23 protein-coding genes are annotated in these 22,012 nt (G+C 69.6%); 14 read left to right on the forward strand and 9 right to left on the reverse strand.

The genetic code is table 11. The features are described from left to right. Window positions 1-8: 8 nt before the first annotated feature. Together EQG70_RS08995 and EQG70_RS09000 are read right to left on the reverse strand one after the other, a co-directional pair. Window positions 9-278 (reverse strand): hypothetical protein, encoded by a 270-nt coding sequence (locus EQG70_RS08995; RefSeq protein ID WP_126350192.1) that lies wholly within the window; start codon window positions 276-278, stop codon window positions 9-11. Between the two features lie 170 nt (window positions 279-448). Next, window positions 449-652 carry a hypothetical protein gene (locus EQG70_RS09000; RefSeq protein WP_126350191.1) on the reverse strand — a complete coding sequence of 68 codons (204 nt, stop codon included), beginning with the start codon at window positions 650-652 and terminating at the stop codon, window positions 449-451. A gap of 323 nt (window positions 653-975) precedes the next feature. On the opposite strand from EQG70_RS09000, the gene istA reads away from it, so the two are divergent. From istA to EQG70_RS09020, 4 genes are all read left to right on the forward strand, one after another. Beyond that, window positions 976-2,196, forward strand: a complete 1,221-nt coding sequence (gene istA / locus EQG70_RS09005) for an IS21 family transposase (protein WP_109269349.1) — start codon at window positions 976-978, stop codon at window positions 2,194-2,196. Next, on the forward strand, window positions 2,196-3,008 hold the full coding sequence (gene istB / locus EQG70_RS09010; RefSeq protein ID WP_109269308.1) for an IS21-like element helper ATPase IstB: 813 nt from the start codon (window positions 2,196-2,198) through the stop codon (window positions 3,006-3,008). Before istA ends, istB begins: the two co-directional genes overlap by 1 nt. A 633-nt stretch (window positions 3,009-3,641) precedes the next feature. After that, window positions 3,642-4,763, forward strand: a complete 1,122-nt coding sequence (locus tag EQG70_RS09015; RefSeq protein WP_244296697.1) for a heparan-alpha-glucosaminide N-acetyltransferase domain-containing protein — start codon at window positions 3,642-3,644, stop codon at window positions 4,761-4,763. Between the two features lie 177 nt (window positions 4,764-4,940). After that, window positions 4,941-5,717: an HAD-IIA family hydrolase gene (locus EQG70_RS09020; RefSeq protein ID WP_109222680.1), complete on the forward strand. Its 777-nt coding sequence runs from the start codon at window positions 4,941-4,943 to the stop codon at window positions 5,715-5,717. A gap of 262 nt (window positions 5,718-5,979) precedes the next feature. On the opposite strand, the gene EQG70_RS09025 is transcribed toward EQG70_RS09020, so the two are convergent. Then, window positions 5,980-6,699 carry an alpha/beta hydrolase gene (locus EQG70_RS09025; RefSeq protein ID WP_109269306.1) on the reverse strand — a complete coding sequence of 240 codons (720 nt, stop codon included), beginning with the start codon at window positions 6,697-6,699 and terminating at the stop codon, window positions 5,980-5,982. A 168-nt stretch (window positions 6,700-6,867) separates the two neighbouring features. Here EQG70_RS09025 and EQG70_RS09030 point away from each other — a divergent pair, with 168 nt between their 5' ends. From EQG70_RS09030 to EQG70_RS09040, 3 genes are all read left to right on the forward strand, one after another. Continuing rightward, on the forward strand, window positions 6,868-7,692 hold the full coding sequence (locus EQG70_RS09030; RefSeq protein ID WP_109269305.1) for a sugar phosphate isomerase/epimerase family protein: 825 nt from the start codon (window positions 6,868-6,870) through the stop codon (window positions 7,690-7,692). 29 nt (window positions 7,693-7,721) lie between these two features. Next, window positions 7,722-8,495: an SDR family NAD(P)-dependent oxidoreductase gene (locus tag EQG70_RS09035; protein WP_031282360.1), complete on the forward strand. Its 774-nt coding sequence runs from the start codon at window positions 7,722-7,724 to the stop codon at window positions 8,493-8,495. A gap of 75 nt (window positions 8,496-8,570) precedes the next feature. Next, entirely contained in the window at window positions 8,571-8,825 is a 255-nt protein-coding gene (locus tag EQG70_RS09040; protein ID WP_017832224.1) for a hypothetical protein, read from the forward strand. A gap of 207 nt (window positions 8,826-9,032) precedes the next feature. Here EQG70_RS09040 and EQG70_RS09045 read toward each other — a convergent pair whose 3' ends face one another. Both EQG70_RS09045 and EQG70_RS09050 read right to left on the reverse strand, forming a co-directional pair. Then, window positions 9,033-10,064: a transketolase family protein gene (locus EQG70_RS09045; protein ID WP_017832225.1), complete on the reverse strand. Its 1,032-nt coding sequence runs from the start codon at window positions 10,062-10,064 to the stop codon at window positions 9,033-9,035. Next, a complete protein-coding gene (locus EQG70_RS09050) occupies window positions 10,061-10,924 on the reverse strand; it encodes a transketolase (protein ID WP_109269304.1) in 864 nt (287 codons plus the stop codon). The genes EQG70_RS09045 and EQG70_RS09050 overlap by 4 nt, the downstream gene beginning before the upstream one ends. A gap of 386 nt (window positions 10,925-11,310) precedes the next feature. Between EQG70_RS09050 and EQG70_RS09055 the strand changes: the two genes are divergently transcribed. The 3 genes from EQG70_RS09055 (at window position 11,311) to EQG70_RS09065 (ending at window position 15,193) form a co-directional block, all read left to right on the forward strand. After that, window positions 11,311-11,970 (forward strand): GntR family transcriptional regulator, encoded by a 660-nt coding sequence (locus EQG70_RS09055; protein WP_017832227.1) that lies wholly within the window; start codon window positions 11,311-11,313, stop codon window positions 11,968-11,970. Window positions 11,971-12,854: 884 nt separating this feature from the next. Beyond that, complete coding sequence (locus EQG70_RS09060) at window positions 12,855-14,282, forward strand: GntP family permease (protein ID WP_017832228.1); 1,428 nt, start codon at window positions 12,855-12,857, stop codon at window positions 14,280-14,282. A gap of 182 nt (window positions 14,283-14,464) precedes the next feature. Continuing rightward, complete coding sequence (locus tag EQG70_RS09065) at window positions 14,465-15,193, forward strand: NAD(P)-dependent oxidoreductase (RefSeq protein ID WP_244296721.1); 729 nt, start codon at window positions 14,465-14,467, stop codon at window positions 15,191-15,193. A 143-nt stretch (window positions 15,194-15,336) separates the two neighbouring features. On the opposite strand, the gene EQG70_RS09070 is transcribed toward EQG70_RS09065, so the two are convergent. Both EQG70_RS09070 and EQG70_RS09075 read right to left on the reverse strand, forming a co-directional pair. Next, entirely contained in the window at window positions 15,337-16,437 is a 1,101-nt protein-coding gene (locus tag EQG70_RS09070; RefSeq protein ID WP_255219435.1) for an IS30 family transposase, read from the reverse strand. Between the two features lie 136 nt (window positions 16,438-16,573). Next, a complete protein-coding gene (locus EQG70_RS09075; protein ID WP_244296698.1) occupies window positions 16,574-17,695 on the reverse strand; it encodes an MFS transporter in 1,122 nt (373 codons plus the stop codon). 303 nt (window positions 17,696-17,998) lie between these two features. On the opposite strand from EQG70_RS09075, the gene EQG70_RS09080 reads away from it, so the two are divergent. The 3 genes from EQG70_RS09080 (at window position 17,999) to EQG70_RS09090 (ending at window position 19,875) form a co-directional block, all read left to right on the forward strand. Further along, window positions 17,999-18,538 (forward strand): phenylalanine--tRNA ligase beta subunit-related protein, encoded by a 540-nt coding sequence (locus tag EQG70_RS09080; RefSeq protein WP_161976680.1) that lies wholly within the window; start codon window positions 17,999-18,001, stop codon window positions 18,536-18,538. Window positions 18,539-18,609: 71 nt separating this feature from the next. Then, complete coding sequence (locus EQG70_RS09085) at window positions 18,610-19,509, forward strand: dihydrodipicolinate synthase family protein (protein WP_035928617.1); 900 nt, start codon at window positions 18,610-18,612, stop codon at window positions 19,507-19,509. Between the two features lie 87 nt (window positions 19,510-19,596). Next, a complete protein-coding gene (locus EQG70_RS09090) occupies window positions 19,597-19,875 on the forward strand; it encodes a hypothetical protein (RefSeq protein ID WP_109269126.1) in 279 nt (92 codons plus the stop codon). Between the two features lie 118 nt (window positions 19,876-19,993). Here EQG70_RS09090 and EQG70_RS09095 read toward each other — a convergent pair whose 3' ends face one another. Further along, complete coding sequence (locus EQG70_RS09095) at window positions 19,994-20,353, reverse strand: PadR family transcriptional regulator (RefSeq protein ID WP_035928611.1); 360 nt, start codon at window positions 20,351-20,353, stop codon at window positions 19,994-19,996. Further along, on the reverse strand, window positions 20,350-21,351 hold the full coding sequence (locus tag EQG70_RS09100) for a hypothetical protein (RefSeq protein WP_109269127.1): 1,002 nt from the start codon (window positions 21,349-21,351) through the stop codon (window positions 20,350-20,352). The genes EQG70_RS09095 and EQG70_RS09100 overlap by 4 nt, the downstream gene beginning before the upstream one ends. Window positions 21,352-21,711: 360 nt before the next feature. Between EQG70_RS09100 and EQG70_RS09105 the strand changes: the two genes are divergently transcribed. Then, a complete protein-coding gene (locus EQG70_RS09105; protein ID WP_035928606.1) occupies window positions 21,712-21,993 on the forward strand; it encodes a hypothetical protein in 282 nt (93 codons plus the stop codon). Window positions 21,994-22,012 lie beyond the last annotated feature (19 nt).

Consider the following 22,012-nt stretch of genomic DNA (forward strand, 5'->3'; position numbering starts at 1 on the left):
TTGCCGGCTCAGGCGTTGTCGCGGGCGTCGAGTTCGCCCAGGACGTCGTGGAGCCGGTCGGTGGTGCAGGGGTGCGGTCCGTGCGGTGTGGTGAGGTACTCACGCTCGAGCTGGCGGCAGATCCGGGAGTGCAGCACCTGCAGCTCGGCCAGGCTCAGGCCACCCAGCTCATCGGGGAAGGCCTCCTCCGGTCCCAGGCAGGAGCGTACCCTGCGGTGCGGGCCAGGGGATCGGGCTGGATCGCTCCGATCCGAGGTGAGGGTGGTGGATGCGCTCATGATCGTGTCCTTGTGGCGGAAGAGGCTGTTCTTGCCGGGCGCGGAACTTTCGCGGAGACGGCCGGGAACCTCCCGGCGCGTTCTTCGTGGCCCTGGCCCACAGGGTGAACGAGAACCGACCCTTGTACCCGGAAACCGTCTCGGTGAGAGGTCCTCTGCTGGTCGGGGGGTCAGCGCACACGGAGGTCGTAGCTGAGCACGTCGAGCATCTTGCGCTGGCCGGTGCCGGATTCGCGGATCCACAGCACCCCCAGTTCGGGCAGTTTCTCCTCCACGATCCCGAGGTGGTGCAGCACCCCGTTGGACCAGGCCTCCAGTCGGTTCCCGACGTGCACGGTGGTGAGGTCGTCGATGGACGACACGGTGTCAGCCATGGTGTCCAACCCCTTTCTAGGTCGAGTTGAGCCCTCAGCCTGGGCCACGCCCATGACCAGCCGGTGAGCACCGGGTGGATGGATGGTGGACGCGCAACGGCGCCCGCGGGTCAGTATTCCTCCGTCGTCGACACTCCGCCTGCCGCGAGCAACCCCACCGTCACGCCCAGGGTGCGGGGGATGAAGGGCGCCTTGGCCTGTTCGTATCCCTGCTGGCGGCGGCTCCAGTGCACGGAGCCGCTGGTGTCGGTTCCGGTCGAATAGGTAGCTGAAGTTCCGGTCGAAAAGTGAGCAGCTCGTCCAACGATTGGAGAGTGATCACTGTGGAGGATTGGGCGCTGATCCGTCAGCTGCAGCGGGTGGAGGGCTTGTCGCAGGCGGCGATTGCCAGGAGGTTATCGCTGTCGCGGAACACGGTCGCGAAGGCGCTCCGTTCCACGGACCCGCCGTCCTACGCACCGCGCCCGCCGGTGGAGGGGGCCTTCAGCGAGGTCGAGGCCGCGGTGCGGGATCTGCTGGGCCGTTTCCCGTCGATGCCCACCGCGGTGCTCGCCGAGCGGGTCGGCTGGACCGGGTCGAGGTCGTGGTTCTACGCCAACGTGGCCCGGTTGCGCCCGGGCTACCGACTCGCGGATCCGGCGGACCGGCTGATCCATCATCCCGGGGAGCAGATCCAGTGCGATCTGTGGTTCCCGGGCCGGCTGATCCCGGACCACGCCGGGGTGGCCCGGGACTTCCCGGTGCTGGTGATGGTTGCCTCCCACTCCCGCTACGCGTCGGCGGTGGTGCTGCCCAGCCGCAGGACCGGGGACCTGCTGGCGGGGATGTGGTGGTGCCTGGCCGAGGGCTTCTCCGCGGTGCCGCGGCAACTGTTGTGGGACAACGAGGCCGGCATCGGCCGCGGCGGCAAGCTCGCCGAGGGCGTGGCCGGGTTCTGCGGGGCACTGGGGGTGCGCCTGGTGCAGGCCCGCCCCTACGACCCCGAGACCAAGGGCGTGGTCGAGCGGTTCAACGGGTACCTGGCCACCTCGTTCCTGCCCGGGCGCACCTTCGCCGCCCCGGGGGATTTCCAGGACCAGCTCACCGGCTGGCTGGTCATCGCCAACCAGCGCACCCACCGCACCACCCGCACCCGCCCGGTGCAGGCCATGGCCGCCGAGCGGAACACGATGGGGCCCCTGCCACCGGTGGACCCGGTGTACGGGCACCGGTTCACCACGCGCCTGCCCCGGGACTACTTCGTCACTGCCGGCGGGGCCGCCTACTCCGTGCACCCGGGCGCGATCGGGCGCCTGGTCGAGGTGGTCGTGGACCTGCACACCGTCACCGTCACCTGTGCTGGGCGCACTGTGGCCGCCCACCAGCGGGCCTGGGGATCCGGGGCCACCGTCACGGACCCGGCCCACGTGGCCGCCGCGGCCGCGATGCGCCGGACCCACCAGGCCGCAGCCACCGCCGGCACCACAGGCACCGGCCGCAGCGGGCAGGTGGAGGTCGCCGATCTCGGGGTCTACGACCGGCTCTTCGGGATCGAGGTCGCCTGATGCGCCCGACCACCGAGCCCGCTGGACGGGCGCTGACGGATGCGGACAAGCAAATCCTCCACCACGCCCGGGAACTGAAGGCCCCCCGGATCGCCGCCGACTACGCCCGGATCGCCGACACCGCCCGGGCCCAGCAGTGGAGCCTGGAGGAGTACCTCGCCGCCGTACTGGGGACCGAGGCCGCCGCCCGGGCCGCCTCGGGGGCCGCGCTGCGGATCAAGGCCGCCGGATTCGAGGCGATCAAGACGCTCACCGACTTCGACTTCACCGCCCAGCCCTCCCTGGACCGCGGTGTGATCGCGCGCCTGGAAGCCGGGGCGTACCTGGTGCAGGCCGGCAACGTGGTGCTGCTGGGGCCCCCGGGAACCGGCAAGACCCACGTGGCCACCGGGTTGGGGATCGCCGCGGCCCGGACCGGGCACCGGGTCGCGTTCAACTCCGCCACCGGTTGGATCACCCGCCTGCACACCGCCCACGCCACAGGGCGCCTGGAGGCGGAACTGGCCAAGATCGCCAGGATCCCGCTGGTCATCATCGACGAGCTGGGCTACGTGCCGATCGAGGCCGAGGCGGCGAACCTGTTCTTCCAGCTGGTCTCGACCCGCTACGAGAAGGCCTCGCTGATCATCACCTCGAACCTGCCCTTCTCGAGATGGGGCGAGGTCTTCGGGGACACCACGATCGCCGCGGCCATGATCGACCGCATCGTCCACCACGCCGAGATCATCACCACCAAGGGCACCAGCTACCGCATCCGGCACACCAGCATCGAGACCCTGCCTTCCGTCACCGAGACCGGACCGACAAACTAGAACAACCCCGCGAGGTGCTCACTATTCGCACGGACAAACAGCTCAAACTTCGAGCGGAACCGACAGCTGGTCCGATGTGGTCGTGGTGTGCCGGCACCTTGTGGTGATCCGCCACAATCCGGTTCCCCGTGACAGCCTGTCCAGGACCACGAAGGGCGCAGGCGGGCTCCGCCCGGTGGGCTCTGTCCTGGCACTGGCATCGTGCTGGCACAGCCCCAGTCTGCGACGCGTCGATGACCTCCCGGTGGCCATCGGATGGACAACAGGTGCGGTGTCTCACCCCGAAGTGCCCGGGGTGCCCGTCTCTGCGATCTCATTCGCACGCCATGATCACGATGCGCGGTCGGTGTCAGCCGGTGCAGAACACCCATGACGGTCTGCCCGCTCCCTGCGCCGACGCCAGGAGCCCGACGGGGGCGCGGGGAACGGTCCGCTGGATCCGCCCTGGTCAGCGACCGCCGTCCGGCCTCCGTATCCGGAGCAGTCCCCGCAGAGACCACACCGTGGGCAACCACCCGTGCGGGAGCCCCCGAAGGGACAACCTCCGACGACGCCACGGAAGCTGCCGCCGCCGCCGGCGGCAAGCGGCGGCTGGTCGGGATCGACGCGGCCCGCGGCCTGGCACTGATCGGCATGGTCTCCATCCACATCCTGCCCGCCTGGGACCCGGAGACCTTCGCCCCCACCGCCCAGTGGACGCTCTTCGCCGGACGCTCCGCCGCCCTGTTCGCGCTGTTGGCCGGGGTGAGCCTGGCCTTCACCTCCGGAGGACGCACCGCCCACACCGGCCGGGCGATGAACGCCACTGGGGCCGGGATCCTGGTCCGGGCCGGGTTGATCACCGCCCTGGGCCTGGCGATCAACCCGCTGATCCCGGGCGCCACCGCCGAGGAGATCCCGGCGATCAACATCCTGATCTACTACGGGACCTTCTTCGTCCTGGCCATCCCGTTCCTGAGCCTGTCCGCCAAGGCCCTCTTCCGCTGGGCGGCGGTGTTCGCCCTGGCCGCCCCGGTGCTCATGCACGCCACCCGTGAGGCCCTGCCGGCCGCCGCGGCGCTCAACCCCGGCTTCGCCGACCTGGCCGCCGACCCCGGGGCCACCCTCGCCCACCTGCTGCTGACCGGCACCTATCCGGCCCTGCCGTACCTGGCCTACCTGCTGGTCGGTCTGGGGATCGGGCGGCTGAACCTGGCCGGCATCCAGGTCCAGGCCGGCCTGCTGCTGGTCGGCCTCGGGGTCGCCGTGGTGGCGTGGCTGGCCTACTGGGTGCTGATCCTCCAGGCCGGCGGCTACGACCAGCTCATGACCCACACCCCGGCCCTGACCGAGGACGGGATCGACGACATCATCGTCTTCGGCCCGGACCCGGTGCTGCCGACCACCACCTGGTGGTGGCTGGCGATTGCGGGTCCGCACACCAACACGCCCCTGGCCCTGGCGATGGGCCTGGGCTCGGGGGCGGCCGTGCTCGGGGGCTTCCTCCTGCTCACCCGCCGCTTCGGGAGCTGGGTGCTGCCGCTGAGCGCGATGGGCACCATGACCCTCACCCTGTACTCGGCTCATCTGCTGGCCCTGTCCGCCGAGGTGCACTACGACCAGCCCTACCTGTGGATCTTCCTCCAGATCGGGGTGGCCGCGCTTTTCGCCACCGCCTGGCACCGCACCCTCGGACAGGGACCTCTCGAACGCGTCGTGGCCCGTGGCGCAGGCCTCACCCGCCGCCTGGTCCTCGCCGGGCGGCGCACGCGCTGACAGCACGGCATCTGCACGCCGACGGACACCGGGCGATCCGACAGGCCAGTTGCCCTCGGCGTCGATGACGGACGATGCCGGTCACCGTGCACAGGGCGTGGGAAGGGCGCAGGGAGGGCATCAGGTGCCGGCAGTAGCATCGTCGACAGTTGATGACGAATCTCAGGAGGTGTGGTCATGGATCGTTCCCGTCCGGAGTGCTGGTTGACGGACATGGACGGGGTGCTCGTCCGTGAGGGCGAGGCCCTTCCGGGCGCCGCTGACTTCTTGCAGCGCCTCGTCGACCAGGAACGCCGTTTCCTGGTGCTGACCAACAACTCGATCTACACCCCCCGAGACCTCGCGGCCCGGCTGGCCAAGAGTGGGCTGACCGTGCCCGAGGAGTCGATCTGGACCTCTGCGCTGGCCACCGCCGGGTTCCTCGCCGACCAGGTCCCCGGTGGCTCGGCGTACGTGGTCGGTGAGGCAGGCCTGACCACCGCGCTGTACGAAGTGGGCTACACCCTCACCGATGTCAGCCCCGACTACGTGGTCCTGGGGGAGACCCGGACGTACTCCTTCGAGGCCATCACCAAGGCGATCCGGCTGATCGAGTCCGGGTCGCGCTTCATCGCGACCAACCCGGACGCCACCGGACCCTCAGCCGAGGGGCCGCTGCCGGCGACCGGTGCGGTCGCGGCCCTGATCACTCGGGCCACCGGTGCCGTTCCGTACTTCGTCGGCAAGCCCAACCCGATGATGTTCCGCAGTGCGATGAACCGCATCGAGGCCCACTCCGAGACCACGGTGATGGTCGGTGACCGGATGGACACCGACGTCGTCGCGGGCATCGAAGCCGGGCTGGAGACGATTCTGGTGTTGAGCGGATCCACACAAGCATCCGACATCCCCACCTACCCGTACCGCCCCGGACGGGTCCGGGACTCGATCGCCGACGTCATCGAGCTCATCTGACACAGGACCCCCACGACCTCCGGTCACCCGGGGCGCCATCCACTGACGTCTGTTCGGCCTGCCCCGGGCAGCGGCCACAGCCCCGGCCCGGGGGTGTGGTCGCGCAGCCGCCGGCTGGCCTGTGGACGCCGGGGCCGGACACGGATCGTTTCGACGACGTCGCGTCAGGCCCGGTTCAAGGCCGGCAAGCGATGGACATCCTTGCTGCTGCCCTCCTCCTGCCCAGTCGCTCCGGTCCCGTCGGTGCGGTGTCGCGCCGGGATCACCGCGGCCATCCCAATGCGGACAGCCATGCCGCGCACAGTCCCGGCCAGGCTTCTGGCTCCCCGCTGCCCTCGGCCAGTCCGAGGCCGTGCGTCCCTGCGGGAAAGACGTGCAGAGCGTGGGGTACGTCCGCGTTTGCCAGGGCCAGAGCCAGAAGGTAGGAGTGCTGCACCGGCACTGACGGGTCGTCGGCGGTGTGCCAGATGAAGAACGGTGGTGCCGTCGTGGTCACCAGGCGGTCAAGGGACGTTGCGACCCGTTCCTCGGTGCTGGGGGAGGGACCCAGGAGTTCCTCCTGGCTGCCCTTGTCGGTGTCGAGCTCCATGGACACCACCGGATAGCAGAGCATCACCGCGTCGACTCGCTCGAGGGCGGAAGGTGCAGCGCTCAGGGCGGCATGGCCGGCCAGGTGCCCGCCGGCGGACGATCCGAGCAGGGCGACCCGTTCGGCACCGTTCGTCCGGATCCGGCGGATCTCGGCCCGTACCGCTTCCAGCGGACCCGGGTGCCTGGTGTGCACCGGATAGCGGAACACGCTCGTTGACAGTCCGAGCTGCCCGAGCCACTCGGCGATGGGCTCCGCTTCGTTGTCGGCGTGACCGGCGTACCCGCCTCCGGGAAGGACGATGACGTGCGTGGCCGGGTCCGGCTCGGCGGGGCGCGTGGCGGTCTCGGCCGAGGTAACAGCGCGATCCGCCGAGGACTGTGGTGAGTTCATGACGTCAGCATTCCAGGGTCTGTGGTCCCCGCGCGGGTTGGGCGCAGCCCTTTGGCTTCCTGACGAAAGAGTCACACCGAGATGACGAATGTTGACTGTCAACAGTCGGCCGCGATAGCGTGATGCACAGCACACGTTCTCGACGGCTACAGGCAAGGACGGCATCGCATGATCTCTTCCCGGTTGGGCTGCTCGTCCATCAGCTTCCGGCACCAGCCGCTGCCCGAGGCGCTACGCACCATTGGAGGGCTCGGCTTCGAGGAGATCGATCTGGGGGCCCTGCCGGGGGTCTGCGACCACGTCCCCTACGTGCTGGACGCCGCTGCCGTCGAGCAGGTCGCCGCCGACGTGCACCACTCGGGTCTGCGCGTGCGCTCGGTCAACGGGGACGTGGGTGATCTCAACGTGGTCCTGGACGAGGCGCAGCGTGCAGAGCGCGCGGACCACCTCGACATGCTCCTCGAGCTCACGGCCGCCGTCGGCGCCGAGGCCCTCGTCCTGCCCTGCGGGGCGCTGGACCACGAGCCGATCCGCTCCCTCGAGGAGGACGTCCGTACGGTGGCCGGGGAACTGGCCCAGGCATCCCGGCGGGCCGCGGCGGCCGGCGTCGAGCTGTGGTGCGAGTCGTTGCACTTCTTCCGGCTGTGCTGGAACGAGGACCGCGCGCGGCGGCTGGCGGACGAGCTCGAGGGCACCGGCGTGGGTGTGGTCATGGACTTCAGCCACATCGTGGCCTCCGGCGGGGATCCGGTGCGCTTCGTGGAGAGCTTCGCCGAGCAGCTCACCCACGTGCACCTGCGCGACGCCACCGCGGGAAACATCAACCTGAGCATCGGCAACGGCGAGGCCGACTTCGCCGCCGGCCTGCGGGCTCTGGAGCGTGTCGGGTACACCGGCCACTTCTCGCTCGAGCTCGAGACCCGCGACGTCAGCCACGACCAGCGCCCGGCGGCCGCCCGCGTGGCCGCCGCGCACATCACGTCACTGCTGTAGAACCCATCATCACTCACCCTAGGAGCACCATGTCGATCGTTCAGCGCACCGCCGTCATCACCGGAGCCACGTCCGAGAAGGGCATCGGAGTCACCACAGCCCGCCGTTTCGCTCGTGAAGGATGGGGGGTGGTGATTCTCGATCTCGACGCCGAGAAGTCCGCCCGGGTCGCCCAGGACATCGGGCAGGAGTGCGGCGTGCCGGCCTTCGGCCACGCGATCGACGTCGCGGACGAGGCCTCGGTGACCGCCGCCCACGACGCGGTGGCCGCCGAGGTCGCTGCCGGCGCCCTTCCGCCGGTGGGGGCCGTGGTCAACATCGCCGGGATCACCTCCCCGGTCCCGTTCCTGGAGACCACCCTGGAGCTGTGGCACAAGGTCATGGACGTCAACGCCACCGGCACCTACCTGGTCACCAAGGCGTTCCTGCCCGAGATGATCGAGCAGGGCTGGGGCAGGGTCGTGAACATGTCCTCCGTGTCCGCCCAGCGCGGCGGCGGGGTCTTCGGCAAGGTGCCCTACTCCGCGGCCAAGGCCGCCATCCTGGGCTTCACCAAGGCGCTGGCCCGCGAGCTGGGCACGACCGGGGTCACGGTCAACGCGGTGACCCCCGGGGCGGTCGACACCAACATCCGCGTGGGCAGCACCGACGAGCAGGAGGCCGCCATCGCCGCGGGCATCCCGGTCGGGCGCACGGCCACCACCGAGGAGATCGCCGCGTCCATCACCTTCCTCGCCTCCGAGGACTCCTCCTACCTCACGGGAGTGACGCTGGACATCAACGGCGGGAGCCACATGCACTAGAGCGTTCTGCCCGCCACGTGCCCGCCGCCTCCCCGCACCTGCGGGGAGGCGGCGGAACCATACCCAGGAGAACCCATGCTTCGCCCCGTCCAGCCCCGCTCCGCCGCCGCCCTGGGCCGCCCGTCCGGGACGGGTGTGCAGATCCGTGCCGTGTCCGACCTCCGTGTCGGTGACGTCGTCGAGATCCGGACCTGGGACACGGTCCACTGCCGCGGAGAGGTCGACGCGGTCTGTCCCCGGCTGGGAGTGCTGTGGGTCCTCGACGGAAGACTTCGAGATCGGATGATGGTCGAGGCCTCCGGGCACACCGTGTGGAGGCTGCCGCGCTGACCGGGTCCGGCCTCCCGCACCGTGGCAGGAGAGGCGCCGTGCTCGGCGCTCTGGGAACCGCGGGGCGGTGAGTTGCCGGTCGGCCGGATCGGACGGGTCGCGAGATCGGCGCAGCATCTGAGGTCCGGGCAACGACAGCGGTGGGGGCCGGACGGAGAAGTTCTCCGTCCGGCCCCCACCGCTGTGCCGTGCTGCTCGGTGCCGTGCTCAGTCCACGCGTTCCGTGTGCCGCGGGTGGAGCAGCGTCCTGACCTTCTCGGCGATCTTGGTCGTGGAGACCCCGTAGCGGTCGTTGAGGGTGGGCAGGGCGCCGGCGTCGAGGAACTCGTCGGGCAGCCCGATGGGGGTGATCTGCCGCAGGACGCCGTCGCGGACGGCGGTGTGGGCGACCGCGTCGAAGAGGCCTCCGATGACGGTGTGGTTCTCGCAGGTGAGCACCAGCCGGTCCTTGGCGAGCTCGGCCAGGATGGTGGCCTCGTCGAGGGGCTTGAGGGTGGGCACGTGCAGCACGGCGACGTCCACCTTGTCGGCCTCCAGGGCCTTGGCGGCTTCCAGGGCGCGTTCGGTCATCAGGCCGGTGGAGATCAGCAGGACCTCGGCCCCGTCGCGGATCAGCTTGGCCTTGCCGAGCTCGAAGGTGTAGTCGTACTCGTCGAGCACCCGCGGGACCTTCCCGCGCAGGATCCGCATGTAGGTGGGTCCGTCGTGGGCGGCCAGCTGGGCGACGGCCTGCTCGATGTCCACCGCATCGCAGGGGTCCACGATCGTGAGGTTGGGCATTCCCCGCAGGATCGCCACGTCCTCGGTGGCCTGGTGGGAGGGCCCGTAGCCGGTGGTGAGCCCGGGCAGGGCGCAGACCATGTTCACGTTGAGGTTCGCCTCGGCGATGTCCAGGCACAGGAAGTCGTAGGCCCGGCGCGTCGCGAACACGGAGTAGGTGGAGGCGAAGGGCACGAAGCCCTCCATGGCCAGCCCGGCGGCGGCCCCGAGCAGGGCCTGCTCGGCCATGCCGACCTGGTAGAACCGGTCGGGCATCGCGTCGCGCAGGATGTGCAGGTCGGTGTACTTGGCCAGATCGGCCGACAGGCCCACGACCCGGTCGTCGCGTTCGGCGAGCTCCACCAGGGCGTGGCCCAGGGGAGCGGCGGTGGTCCGCTGCCCTTCCCGGGCCAGGGAGGCGCTCATCGCGTCCGAGGTCAGCCGCTTCTTCTGGGTGGCGGTGTTCGGGGTGGTGTTCATGCCTGGGACGACTCCTTCAGTCGGTCGTGGGCCTTCTGCCACTCGTCGGCGGCGACGGTCATGAAGTGCAGCTTCTCGCGGTTCTCCAGGAAGTCCACGCCCTTGCCGAGCTTGGTGTTGGCGATCAGGCACCGCGGCTGGTTCGCCTCGATGGTCCGCAGTTCTTCCAGGGCGGTCAGGACGGCGGCGACGTCGTTGCCGTCGACCCGGCGGATGATCCAGCCGAAGGCCTCGAACTTGCCCTCGATCGGCTCCATGCCGAGCATGTCCTGGCTCTTGCCGTCGGCCTGCTGGTCGTTGAAGTCCACGATCGCGATCAGGTTGTCGAGCTCGTGGTGGGCGGCCACGGCGGCGGCCTCCCAGGTGGAGCCCTCGTTGAGCTCTCCGTCGGAGAGGATGTTGTAGACGAACGCCGGGTTGTTCTTGCGCTTGAGCCCCAGGGCCACGCCGTTGGCGACCACCAGGCCGTGGCCCAGGGACCCCCCGGAGATCTCCACCCCCGGCGTGTAGGACGCCATCGCCGACATCGGCAGCCGGGAGTCGTCGGTCGCGTAGGTCTCCAGCTCCTCCAGCGGCAGGAACTTCGCCTCGGCCAGGGCGGCGTACAGGGCGATGGCGTAGTGGCCGATCGAGAGCAGGCACCGGTCCCGGCCCTCCCACTCCGGGTCCTCCGGGCGCAGGTTCAGCTGGTCGGCGTAGAGCACCGCCAGGACGTCGGCGATGTCCAGGGCCTGGCCGATGTAGCCCTGCCCCTGCACCTCGCCCTGGATCAGTGCGTTGGTCCGGATGCGGAAGGCCGCCTCCTTGATCCGGGTCAGACGCTCGGGCTCGACCGGAGCGATATCAGTCGTTGGCTGCATGGGTTTCCCCTCATGTGGTGGTGGTCGGATCAGCCGGTCGCGCGATACGGCGTCCTGGTGGCCGCGGAACTGGTGCCTGTCGACACGGTCTGTGGTTGGCATCACAGTACGCCGTTCAACTGTTAACAGTCAACAGAAAAGATGACATCTTGATCCTCCCGGAGAAGTGCCGCCCCCGCACATCCGGCTCGGTCAACGGTTAACCGGGCCCGTATGATCGAGGGGTGAGTCGCAGTCACTGTGCGGCGGTACGTTCATGGCACTGATGTCGTCAGCGGAGCCGACCGGGCCGACACTTCCGGGGTTCCGTTCAACGCGCGGCAGGAGGCGGCGGTGCCCCCGCCGCGTCCGACCAGTCCACCTCCAGCTTCCGAAGGATGACCACGATGACCTCTCAGACAGCGGCCCTGGCCGGACTGGCCAAGGTGAACCTGCGCCAGCAGGCTCTGACGGCGCTGCGTCGGGCCATCACCACCGGCGAGCTGCCCCCGGGCACCCACCTGGTGGAGACGGAGCTGTCCGAGCAGCTGCAGATCAGCCGGGGCACCCTGCGTGAGGCCATGCGCCAGCTCCAGCAGGAGGGGCTGATCGCCGCCGGAGCCCGTGGCCGGCTGTCCGTGCGCAGTCTGGATGCCAAGGAGATCGTCGACATCTTCGCCGTCCGGGCGGCCCTCGAGTCCCTGGCCGTGCGCACGCTCAGCCGAGCGGAGCATCGCGATGCGGCCGTGGCCACACTGCGTGACGCGGTGCGGGCCATGGATGAAGCCGTCGGCCACACGTTGGAGGAGCGGATCGAGGCGGACCTGAACTTCCACCGAACGCTGTGCCGCCTCACGGACAACGCCATGCTCCTGCACTCGTGGCAGGCCCTGGAGGGGTCGATCCGGATGTCGTTCATGTGGGCCGGCATGGACCGGGCCGTGGGCAACATGCGCGTGGACCGGCACACCGCCATCGTCGATGTCATCGCGGCCGGGGACGCCCCGGCAGCCGCCGACTACATGCTCTCCCACATGGACGAAGCCGCGGCCAACCTCGTCTCCTGAGCACCGGCTGTCGAGGTGCCGCCTCCGGCCGATCGCCTCGGACTCGCAGGCCCGGGCACTGCGATGCCCAGCCGGGGGCCGACGGCCCGGAACCGGATGACGTCTCGCCGAAACTGAGCTGACCGGTCGACGCGAGCCCCTCTGTCTACGGGGGCGGTCGGACGAGCCCGGACGGATCCGCACCAGCACCCCGCGAACTGCGCCATGTCATCCCCCCGCGCGGCATATTGCGGGCCGGAGACATCGCACGGCTCCGTATGCCGTCCGCAACTCGCACGGCTGTCAGCCCTTCTGACCCAGGGAGCTGGTGCTCCAGCCCGTCGTGGACCCTGACGGTGGGCCTGCCAGACCCATCGGCCGACTTCGGCCTGTCCGCCCTGTCCAGCGGGCCACGGCTGTGCTGCCGGTCTTCGCCCGGTTGCGGCTCTGGCTGCGGCTCCCGCCTGCGCCGGGGAACCGATGGGCTTCTTGGGCGGCATCATGCGGAGGTTTGCCGGAGGGGCCGCCCCCCGCAACCGGAGAAGCCCGTCACCAGGGCTGGATGGACCTATCCCATCTCGTCGATCAATCATTGCGTCTCGTGTGTGCTCTGTGCCACACTTCCAGCAACAGCAGTTGACTGTTAACAGTCAACTGAAGTCGTGGTCAGTGGTGAGCCGGCCGAGGACAGATATGCGTCCGCCCGAGCCCGTGCCGGGAACCGCCGCTCTCGGGTGGTAGGACCGGTCGGGTCAGGCGGCGGTGTTTCGGTGCAGTGAAGCCCGATCACCGGTCGCTGCGGCCTGCCACGGCCCTGCTCGCCTCCGTCATGCGGAGCACCGCCCGTGTGACCCGACCACCATCCGCTTGCCGGTCCGTCCGGCGTCATCCACAGAGGAGCAGACATGGACACGCTCGTCCTGGTCCATCTCGCCATCTCGGTCATCGGCATCGTCCTGATGATCGTCTGGGCGAAGATCAACCCCGTCGTCGCACTCGTCGTCGGCGCACTGTACCTGGGCGTCGCCGCCGGGCTCGGCTTCACCGAATCAGTGGCCGCCGTCAATGCCGGCTTCGGGGCGCTGATGGCCGAAGTGGGCCTGATCATCGGCTTCGGCGTCATGATCGGCACCACGCTGACGGCCACCGGCACGATGCAGCGTGTCGTCGACGGGCTGCTGAAACTCGTCGGGCCCAAGCGGTCGCCCTACGTCCTGGGACTGACCTCGGGCATCATCTTCCCGTCGATCTACTTCGACGTCGCCCTGGTCATCCTCGCCCCGATCGCCGGTGCCATCGCCAAGCGCACCGGCAAGAGCATCGCCACCCTGGCCGGTTCACTGGCCATCGGCCTCGAGGTCGGGCTGCTCATCGTGGTACCCGGTGTGGCGGCGATCGCCGTCGCCGGACCACTCGGCGTGGAGATCGGCACCATGCTGATCTGGGGCATCCCCCTGGGCATCTTCTTCATCATCTCCAGCATCTTCGTGCACGACCTGATGATGCGGAAGATCTTCGACCCCGCCACGGACCAGGACCACAGCTTCGACGACTCCATCTTCGGCGAGTCGATCGAGGAGGAACGCGCCCGCCTCGAGACCCAGCGCGAGACGGGCCCCACCACCGTGGGCACCACCGAGGTCGCCGGCACCTCGGCGGGCACCCTGACCGTGACCGCCCCGACCCGGCAGATGCCACTGGTCGTCGCCATGCTCCCCGTGATCGTGCCGATCCTGCTCATCATCCTGGACACCGTCACCGGACTCATCGGCCAGGAAGTCCCCGTCCTCGGCTTCCTCGGCAGCCCCGTCGTCGCCCTGCTCATCGGCCTGCTCATCGGCATCGTCCTGGCGGTCCCCGCCGTGACCCGCGACGGCATCGACGACCTGCTCACCCGGGGTGCCCAGACCTCCGGCTCGATCCTCCTGTTCACCGGCGTGGCCGGGTCCCTGGGCCAGGTGATCACCGAGGTCGGCATCGGCGACATGATGGCCGCCCTGTTCCAGGCCAACGCCGCGATCCCGGTGCTGCTCACCTGGACCGTGGCCGCCGTCCTGCGCATCGCCCAGGGATCGGCCTCGGTGGCCGCGATCACCGCGGCGACCCTGCTCGCCCCGATCATGGGCTCCATCGAGGCCGCGCCGATCCTGATCCTGCTGGCCGCCGGCACCGGCGCCGCGTTCGGCGCCCACGTCACGGACAACACCTTCTGGATCTTCAAGCAGATGCTCGGGTTCACCACCAAGGGCACGTTCAAGATCTACACGCTCGCCCAGTCCACCTTCGCCGTGATCGGTCTGGGTGTGTGCCTGCTGCTCGACCTGTTCATCTGAGTCCGCCCTGCCCCTCACGCCCTCAGGAGGCTCCCATGTCACCCGTTCCACCGCCCCGGATCACCTTCATCGGAATCGGAGCCATCGGCCTGCCCATGGCCGAGCAGCTCCTCGAAGCCTGATTCGACGTCACCGGTGTCGACCCGTTCGCCGAGCAGCGGGCGAAGGCCACCGCACGGGGCCTGCGCGCCGAGGAGACCCCGGAATCCGCGGCCGCGGCCGACGTCGTCGTGTGCATGGTCGCCACACCGGAGCAGCTGCGGGCGGCCACCCTGGGCGAGGCAGGAGTGCTCCGGCAGATGCCGGCCGGCAGCGTCCTGGTGGTGATGAGCACCGTCGGCCCCCGTGCGGTGCGTGAGGTGGCCGCCGCGGCCCAACCTGCGGTGAGCGTGCTCGACGTTCCCGTCACCGGCGGAGTAGCCCGCGCGCTCACCGGGGAGCTCAGCCTGTTCGCCGCCGGCGACCCCACCACGATCGACGACGTGCGGCCGGTCCTCGACGCACTGGGGGCGATCATCGACTGCGGCCCGGAGATCGGCCAGGGCCAGGCCTACAAAGCGGTCAACCAGCTGCTGTGCTCGGTGCACATCGTGGCCGCCGCCGAGGCACTCGCGCTCGCGGAGGAGCTCGGACTGGACCCGGAGAGGGTGCTGCCCGCCGTCGCCGGCGGTGCCGGGGGGTCCTGGATGCTCTCCGACCGCGGCCCGCGCATGCTGCAGGGCCTGGACGCCGAGGTGACGAGCACCATCGGCATCTTCGTGAAGGACTCGACCCTGGTGAAGGACATCGCCGACGAGATCGGCTTCGACGCCCCGATGATCAGCGCCGCCCAGGCGAGATACCAGGCCGCCAAGGACGCCGGCTGGGACCGGAAGGACGACTCCCAAGTCATCCAGACCTACCGACGGTGATCCGCCCGCCCACCCCACCACGTCCATACGAGCACCATGGGTCGGCGCCCCGGACATGAGACGGCGAGAGAGATCGCCGCGTTGCCTGCGGCCCGGTCGGCGGCGGACCAACGTTGCAGTGGGGGTTCGGCGGATTCTGGTGGTCATTGCAACAGCAGGTCGCCGATCACTTCGATCGGTTTCTGGAACTCTAGGCGTTTGCGGGGACGGTCGTTGAGCTCCTCGGCGACCGCGTCGAGCTCTGCGGCAGTGAACGCTGAGAGGTCGGCGCCTTTCGGGAAGTATTGGCGCAAAAGGCCGTTGGTGTTCTCGTTGATACCGCGTTGCCAGGGCGAGTGTGGGTCGCAGAAGAAGATCTCGATCCCGGCGTCCACCCGCACCTGCTTCCAGTCGCGCATTTCCGTGCCTTGATCCCAGGTCAGCGACCGTCGCAGCGCCTCCGGCAGTGTCTTGATCTTCGCGGCCAGCCCGTCACGGACCTGTTCGGGTTTGTAACCCTCGGGCAGGTGAACAAGCATCGTGTAGTTGGTGGTGCGTTCCACCAGGGTTCCGATGGCGCTCTGATTGTTCTTGCCAATGATCAGGTCACCCTCCCAATGGCCCGGCACTGCGCGGTCCTTGGCCTCAGCGGGCCGGTCGCTGATGTTGATCATGTCCGGGACCCGGTTCTTGCGTTGCCCGGCCTTGCGGCAGGGCCGGCGCACAGCTCGTCCGGTGCGCAGGTATCGGGTCAGCTCCTGTTTCAGGGCCCCACGGGACTGCACGTAGAGGGACTGGTAGATCGTCTCGGTCGACACCCACATCTCCGGCTTGTCGGGGAATTCTCGTCGCAGGCGCCCAGCGATCTGCTCCGGCGAATACTTCTTGGCGAGGTCTCTCACGACGATCGCACGCACCTCGGGATGGGTGTGCAGCTTCGCTGGCTTCGGGCGCGCTGCTCTTTCATAGGCCAGCACGTGCGCTGTCGTGGCCCGATAGCCGCCTTGGGCGGTGGCGTTACGTCGCAGCTCTCGAGAGATCGTCGACGGTGATCGGCCGATCGCCGCCCCGATCTGCCGCAAAGACTGTCCCTGAACGCGCAACAGGGCGATCTCCTCCCGCTCGGCGAAGCTCAGGCACCGGCCCTTGAGGTCGCGTCCGCGGCGTGGCCGCACCCCACCGGCCTCCTCCAGGACCCGGGCCCCGGTGCGCCGGCTTGTACGGATAGCTGCCACCGCCCCGGTGATGAACTCCCCGGCCTGCATCCGCTCCCAAAACACCTGGAGCAGATCCGGCCTGATCAAGATCGAGTACCCACCCACAACACCACCCCCAACGCTCAGTGTTGCAACCACCGCAAGAACCCGGGGTTCCTCGTCCGCGCCAGAAGTGTCTGAGGCATCAGTTCACCTGCGGCCCGGCGGTGCGACGCCGCAGCGCGAGCGGCAGAGTCAGCAGTGAGATCGCACCCGTGATCAGCAGCGCGGTGCTGAACGAGGTCCCTGCGGCGACCATGCCCACCAGGACCGACCCGAGACCGGTCCCGATGTCGAAGCCGATGTTCCACACCGCGCTGGCCGTGCCGTAGTGCGGCCGGCTGACGGCGTGGAAGGTCACGACCAGGGTGAGGTTCTGCAGGCCGCCGTAGCTGGTGCCCACCATCGCTGCTCCGATCATCAACATCGGGGCCTCGGTGGCCTGGGGATCGCGGACCGCCCAGGCGATGGTCGTCATGCCGGCCGTGGTCAGCAGCACCAGCGGCGCGATGAACCGGCGTGGGCCGTACCTGTCGGACAGTGCGCCGATCCGCCAACGGGTGAGTGCGGCGGCGAGGTTCATCAGCAGCAGCGCCAGGGCGGTCAGCGCGGCACTGCTGCTCATCTGGGCCATGAAGGTGATCAGCGCGCCGCCGGCCAGGGTGACTCCGGTCAGCAGCGCCATCGGAGGGAGAAGGCGCAGGTAGGGCGCACGCTCTTCCTCCTCGTCCCCCTCCGGGACGCCGTCCAGCATCCGGGCCAGACCGATCGCGGGCACGACGGCGACAACGGGCAGGGCTGCCAGGGTGAACACGACCCAGAATCCGAGCTGTTCGGCGATCCAGGGTCCCGCCGACAGGAACAGGATCTGCGGTCCCGCGATCGCCAGGCCGTAGGCACCGATCGCCTTCCCGCGCCGCTGTGGCTCCACCAGCTCGGCCACCAGGGCACTGCCGGTCACGGTCAGTACGCCGAATCCGAGCCCGCGCACGGCGGAGAGCACCAGGGTCGGCCCCAGGGCGTCACTGACGCCGTGGGCCAGGGCGGGCAGTCCCAGCAGGAGCATGCCCGTCACGAGGACCGGCGCCCAGCCGAAGCGGCGCAGGGCCCTGGGGACGAACAGCTGGGTGAGTACGGTGAAGAGCATGAGCACGCCGTTGACCAGCCCCGCGCCGGCGGTGTCGGCGCCGCCGTGCACCGCCCACAGTGGCGCGACGGCCAGCAGCGCGGCATACCCCGAGAAGCCCAGGGCGGTCATCGTCAGCATCAGCGGCATCCCCGGCGCCCGCCAGACCGAGTTGTTCACCATCGATCGTGGCCCGTGACGACGGCCCCGCCCTCGTGGCGCGCCTCAGCGGGGGCTGTGCGGCGTAGCGGCCCTGCGGGTGACTGCTGGTCGCGGACAATGATGATCGACATGATGACGCCAGCCTATGTCCGGCATCCTTCGATCCCTCGACCTGGGGGATCGCGACAGGGCCGGTCGCCAGCACGGGTGCCGGGCCGGCCCGGTTCTCGCTGACCGTCTGCGAACCGGGCGTGGGCCCGGGACACCACCAGGAGGATTCCCGTGACTGAACCGAACACGCTGGAGCGGTTGCTCGAGGAGGCCTGGGTCGAGGCCGAGGTGTTCGCGCTGCGCCCGGACTACCGGGCCGTGCTGCTGGCCGTCGACGGGCTGATCCCGCGCCCCAGTGACGCGGCCGGTGAGGCGTTGCTGCAGGAAGCCGAGGCCGCCACCGCCCGTGCCCTGACCGGCTACCACGGGGCGCCGCGGCTGGTGCGCGCCACCGGCCAAGAGCCCTTCGACACGGTGGCCGGCGGTGTACCGGTGATCGAGCACCCCGAACCGGGCGAGGTGGTGTGGTGCGACGAGGCCGGGGTGACCTGCCGGCGCTGGAACTGGCGCCAGGGACGGCGCCCCCAGTTGCGTGAGGACACCACCACGGCCCTGTTCATCGTCGACGCCCTGGCGCCCATGACGGACGAGGCCCGGTACGCCGCCGCCGAGGACCTCGCCACCCGCCTGGCCGACCTCGGCCCCGATGTGCGGAGCGCTCGCCGCCTGCTCACTGCCGGCGACCGGCACACCCCAGGAGACCCGTCATGACCATTCGTCGCCCTTCCCCCACGGCGGTGCCGCCGCGATCCGCCATCCGTGCCACCGAAGGAGACAGCACCATGTTCACCGGCCTGAGCGCCTTCCCCCTCACACCCCTGGCCAACGATGCGGTGGACGAGTCCGCGTTCGCGGGCCTGATCCGACGGCTGGCGGCGGCGCAGGTGGACTCCATCACCGCCCTGGGCTCCACCGGTTCCTACGCCTACCTCAGCACCGAGGAACGACGCCGTGTCGCCCACCTGGCCGTCGAGCACGCCGGGGACGTCCCGGTGTTCGTCGGCATCGGGGCCCTGCGCACCTCCCAGGTCCTCACCCATCTCGAGCACGCCCAGCAGGCCGGAGCCGCCGCGGTGCTGCTGGCCCCGATGAGCTATCAGCCGCTGACCGACGACGACGTGGTCGGGCTCTTCGACACCGTCACCGCGCACTCCTCGGTGCCGGTGATCGTCTACGACAACCCGGGCACCACCCACGTCACCTTCAGCACCGAGCTCTACGGCCGCATCGGGCAGCTGACCGGTATCGCCTCCCTCAAGATCCCCGGCGTGCCCGCCGACCCCCAGCAGGCCCGGGCGCGGGTGCGCGAGATCCGCGCGGTGGTCCCGGCCCACGTGAGCATCGGCATCTCCGGGGACGCCACGGCCGCCGCCGGACTGAGCGCCGGCTGCGACGCCTGGTACTCGGTCCTCGCCGGCACCCTGCCGGACCCGGCCCTGCGCATCGCCCGGGCCGCCCTGGCCGGACGGGCCGAGGAGGCCGTGGCCGCCTCCGACCGGCTGGCACCGCTGTGGGAGCTGTTCGGCGAGTTCGGGAGCCTGCGGGTCGTGGCCGCGGTCGCCGAGCAGCTGGACCTGGTCCCCAGGGCCTGTCTTCCGCTGCCCCTGCAGGGCCTCGACGAGGGGCAGCGCGATCGGGTGGCCCGGGTGGTCGACGACCTCGGACTCGACGATCAACCCTGACAACCGGCTTCTCCCAGGGCGAGATCGCCGGGGCGCAGCACTGGCACGATACGTCTTCGCCGCGACAGGTGCGGCCCGCTGCGCCGCATGCTCGGGCCCACCATCACGGTCGCGTTCTCCGTGGCCACGCTGCCGATCTTCGCGGTCACCCTGGCCGCGCGCAGCGAATACGCACCCGTAGAGTCCCGGGTTCAGGTCTTCATCTGGGTGGGCGCGCTCAAGATCGCCGCAGGCTCAGCAGGCACCGCTGCCGCCGGCGCCACCACCACCCATGCGGCCTGGGTGCCGCTGGTAGTGGTGAGTGCTCTGACCGTCGCCGCTGCCACTGCCACTGCCAGCATCGTCGATCGATCCCGCCCGCGCTGAACCAGGCCACAGCCCACGCCGCCCCCCGCTTCCCATAGGGCCCGCTGCCGGTCACTGCCCACGAGAACGACGTCACCGTTGAGGTTTCGTTCCGGTATGGGCCCAGGCGTTGGCGTGGCTATGTCTTGGCCGGGGGTGCTTGATCGGCAGTAGCGGCTGGGTCGGGGCGGCCGAGGGTTTCGACCGCGGTCATGAAGGCCTCCCACTGGTCGTTCAGTTCGTGGAGCTGTTCGAGTCCTGCGGTGGTCAGTGCGTAGACCTTCCGCGCGGGGCCCGGTCCGCTCTGCTCCCACCGTGCGGTGATCGCACCATCGTCTTCGAGCCGTCCGAGGGCGGGATAGAGCTGAGCTCCCTTGATGGGTTGAAGTCCTGCCGAGACGAGCGCCTGGGAGATCCCGTACCCGTGCCGCGGTGCCACCGCGAGCACACGGAGGAGGAGCATCGGCAGGGATGCGCGCTGCCACGCGGGGAGGGTCATTGCCTCGCCCTCCAGGGTCGGTCGCCCCAAGCGGTGCCCAGCACCACGGCCGCGGACAGCACGAACGCCAGCGCGACCGGGATCGTCAGCGCCCCCCAGCTGTGGGCGGTGACGATGAGGGCGGCGATGACCAGGGGTGTGAGCGTGCCGGCGAGTGTGAGGACCCACCAGCGCCGTGTCCGAGCGATCCGATGGGTCGCGGCCAGATCGCGCGCCAGCACCAGCGGGTGCCCGAACTCGGCGTAGGCCGAGGTGCCGGACAGCTCCAGGGCCTGCTCGATCTCGGTGACGTGGTCCCGAACGGATCTGGAGGGCACCAGGCGGGTGCGCAGCCCGCTGGTGAAGCGACGCAGCCACTGCTCGTCGTTCCATTCCTGGCGAAGCACCTGTTGCGGCATCCGCTGGGAGACCGCCAGCAGGACCACCCCGGGGGTGAGCATCGCCGAGGCCAGCAGTACCACGGGGACATCGCGTGCCGCGTAGTGCCCGGATCCCAGGTTTGCCGCGAAGGCGATTCCCGCGACGACGACCGCGCCGAGGACGACAGAGACGCTGATCGTCACCCCCGCTCGGCCGGCAACGAATAGAGCTCGAAGCACCACCCACCCGAGGAAGGCCAGGAGCACACTGGCGGCGACGAGCACATGGGTGATGTCGACGTCGATGGACCACCCGTGGCGCAGGACCATGAGCAGCGCCGCGACAGCGCTGATGCCCGTCAGCCTGCCGCCGATCTCCTGCAGTACCGGCCGCAGCCCTGCGCCGAGGGAAGTTCGTACCTCTTCCTCGACTGTCGCAAGTTCAGCGGCATCTTCCGTGGCCAGTGCCGTGGGATCACCGAAGAGCTCGGCAGCAGAGACCTGGGCCACCCGGACCGCGTCGAGCAGCTCGTGCTCACGTTCCTGGAGCGAGGACTCCGGGACGTGCTTGCCCGTCATCACCGTTCGGTAGCGCGAAGCCCATCCCCGGTCCTGCGCCGACCACTGATCCGCATCCATGCTGGCCACCTTGTATCTAGGTCAAAAACGTATCTACATACAAGCACGAGGCGGCGGTGTTGGCAACGTCCTGCCGGTCGGGTGTGGCGGATGGGTCTGTGGCAGGGCGTGCGCCCGATCTCCACCGACTCCCAGTTCCGCAGCGCCCTACAGTTGATCTAGAGGCGGGGAGCCGGCCACCCAGGTCGCCCGCCATCTGGACATCTCTGGAGCGGCCTTGTACCCCCGGATACTGGGATCGGCCATCTGGATGCCGCTGCGGACGCACGGCACTCCTGCGGGACCATGCCGTCCTGAGGGCCACGCACGGATTCCATCGAATACTCCACCCTCGGTGGAGCAGAGGAGGGACAACTCTTGGTGAAGGCTCCGGTTCGCGAGAAGCGGAAGCGCATCCTGGCGACGATCGCCTGGGCGTCTTTCCCGGTCTCCACCGCGCTGACGCTGATGCTCCTCGATTGGCAGGGCACGGGAGTGGCCAAGCCGCTGTGGACGTTCGCGCTGCCCCCGGTCAGTGGACTGGTGGGTGGCATTGCCGGATTCCGCGCGCAGAAGGAGATTCTGGGGGCTGTGGCTGTCGCCTTCGGTCTGCTCTGCGTTCCGGTGGCGATCTTCGTCGTCGGACTGGTCTACGGGCCCTGACCATGAGCACGATGGCGAT

The organism is Kocuria rosea (genome assembly GCF_006094695.1).
GTDB classification, from domain to species: domain Bacteria; phylum Actinomycetota; class Actinomycetes; order Actinomycetales; family Micrococcaceae; genus Kocuria; species Kocuria rosea.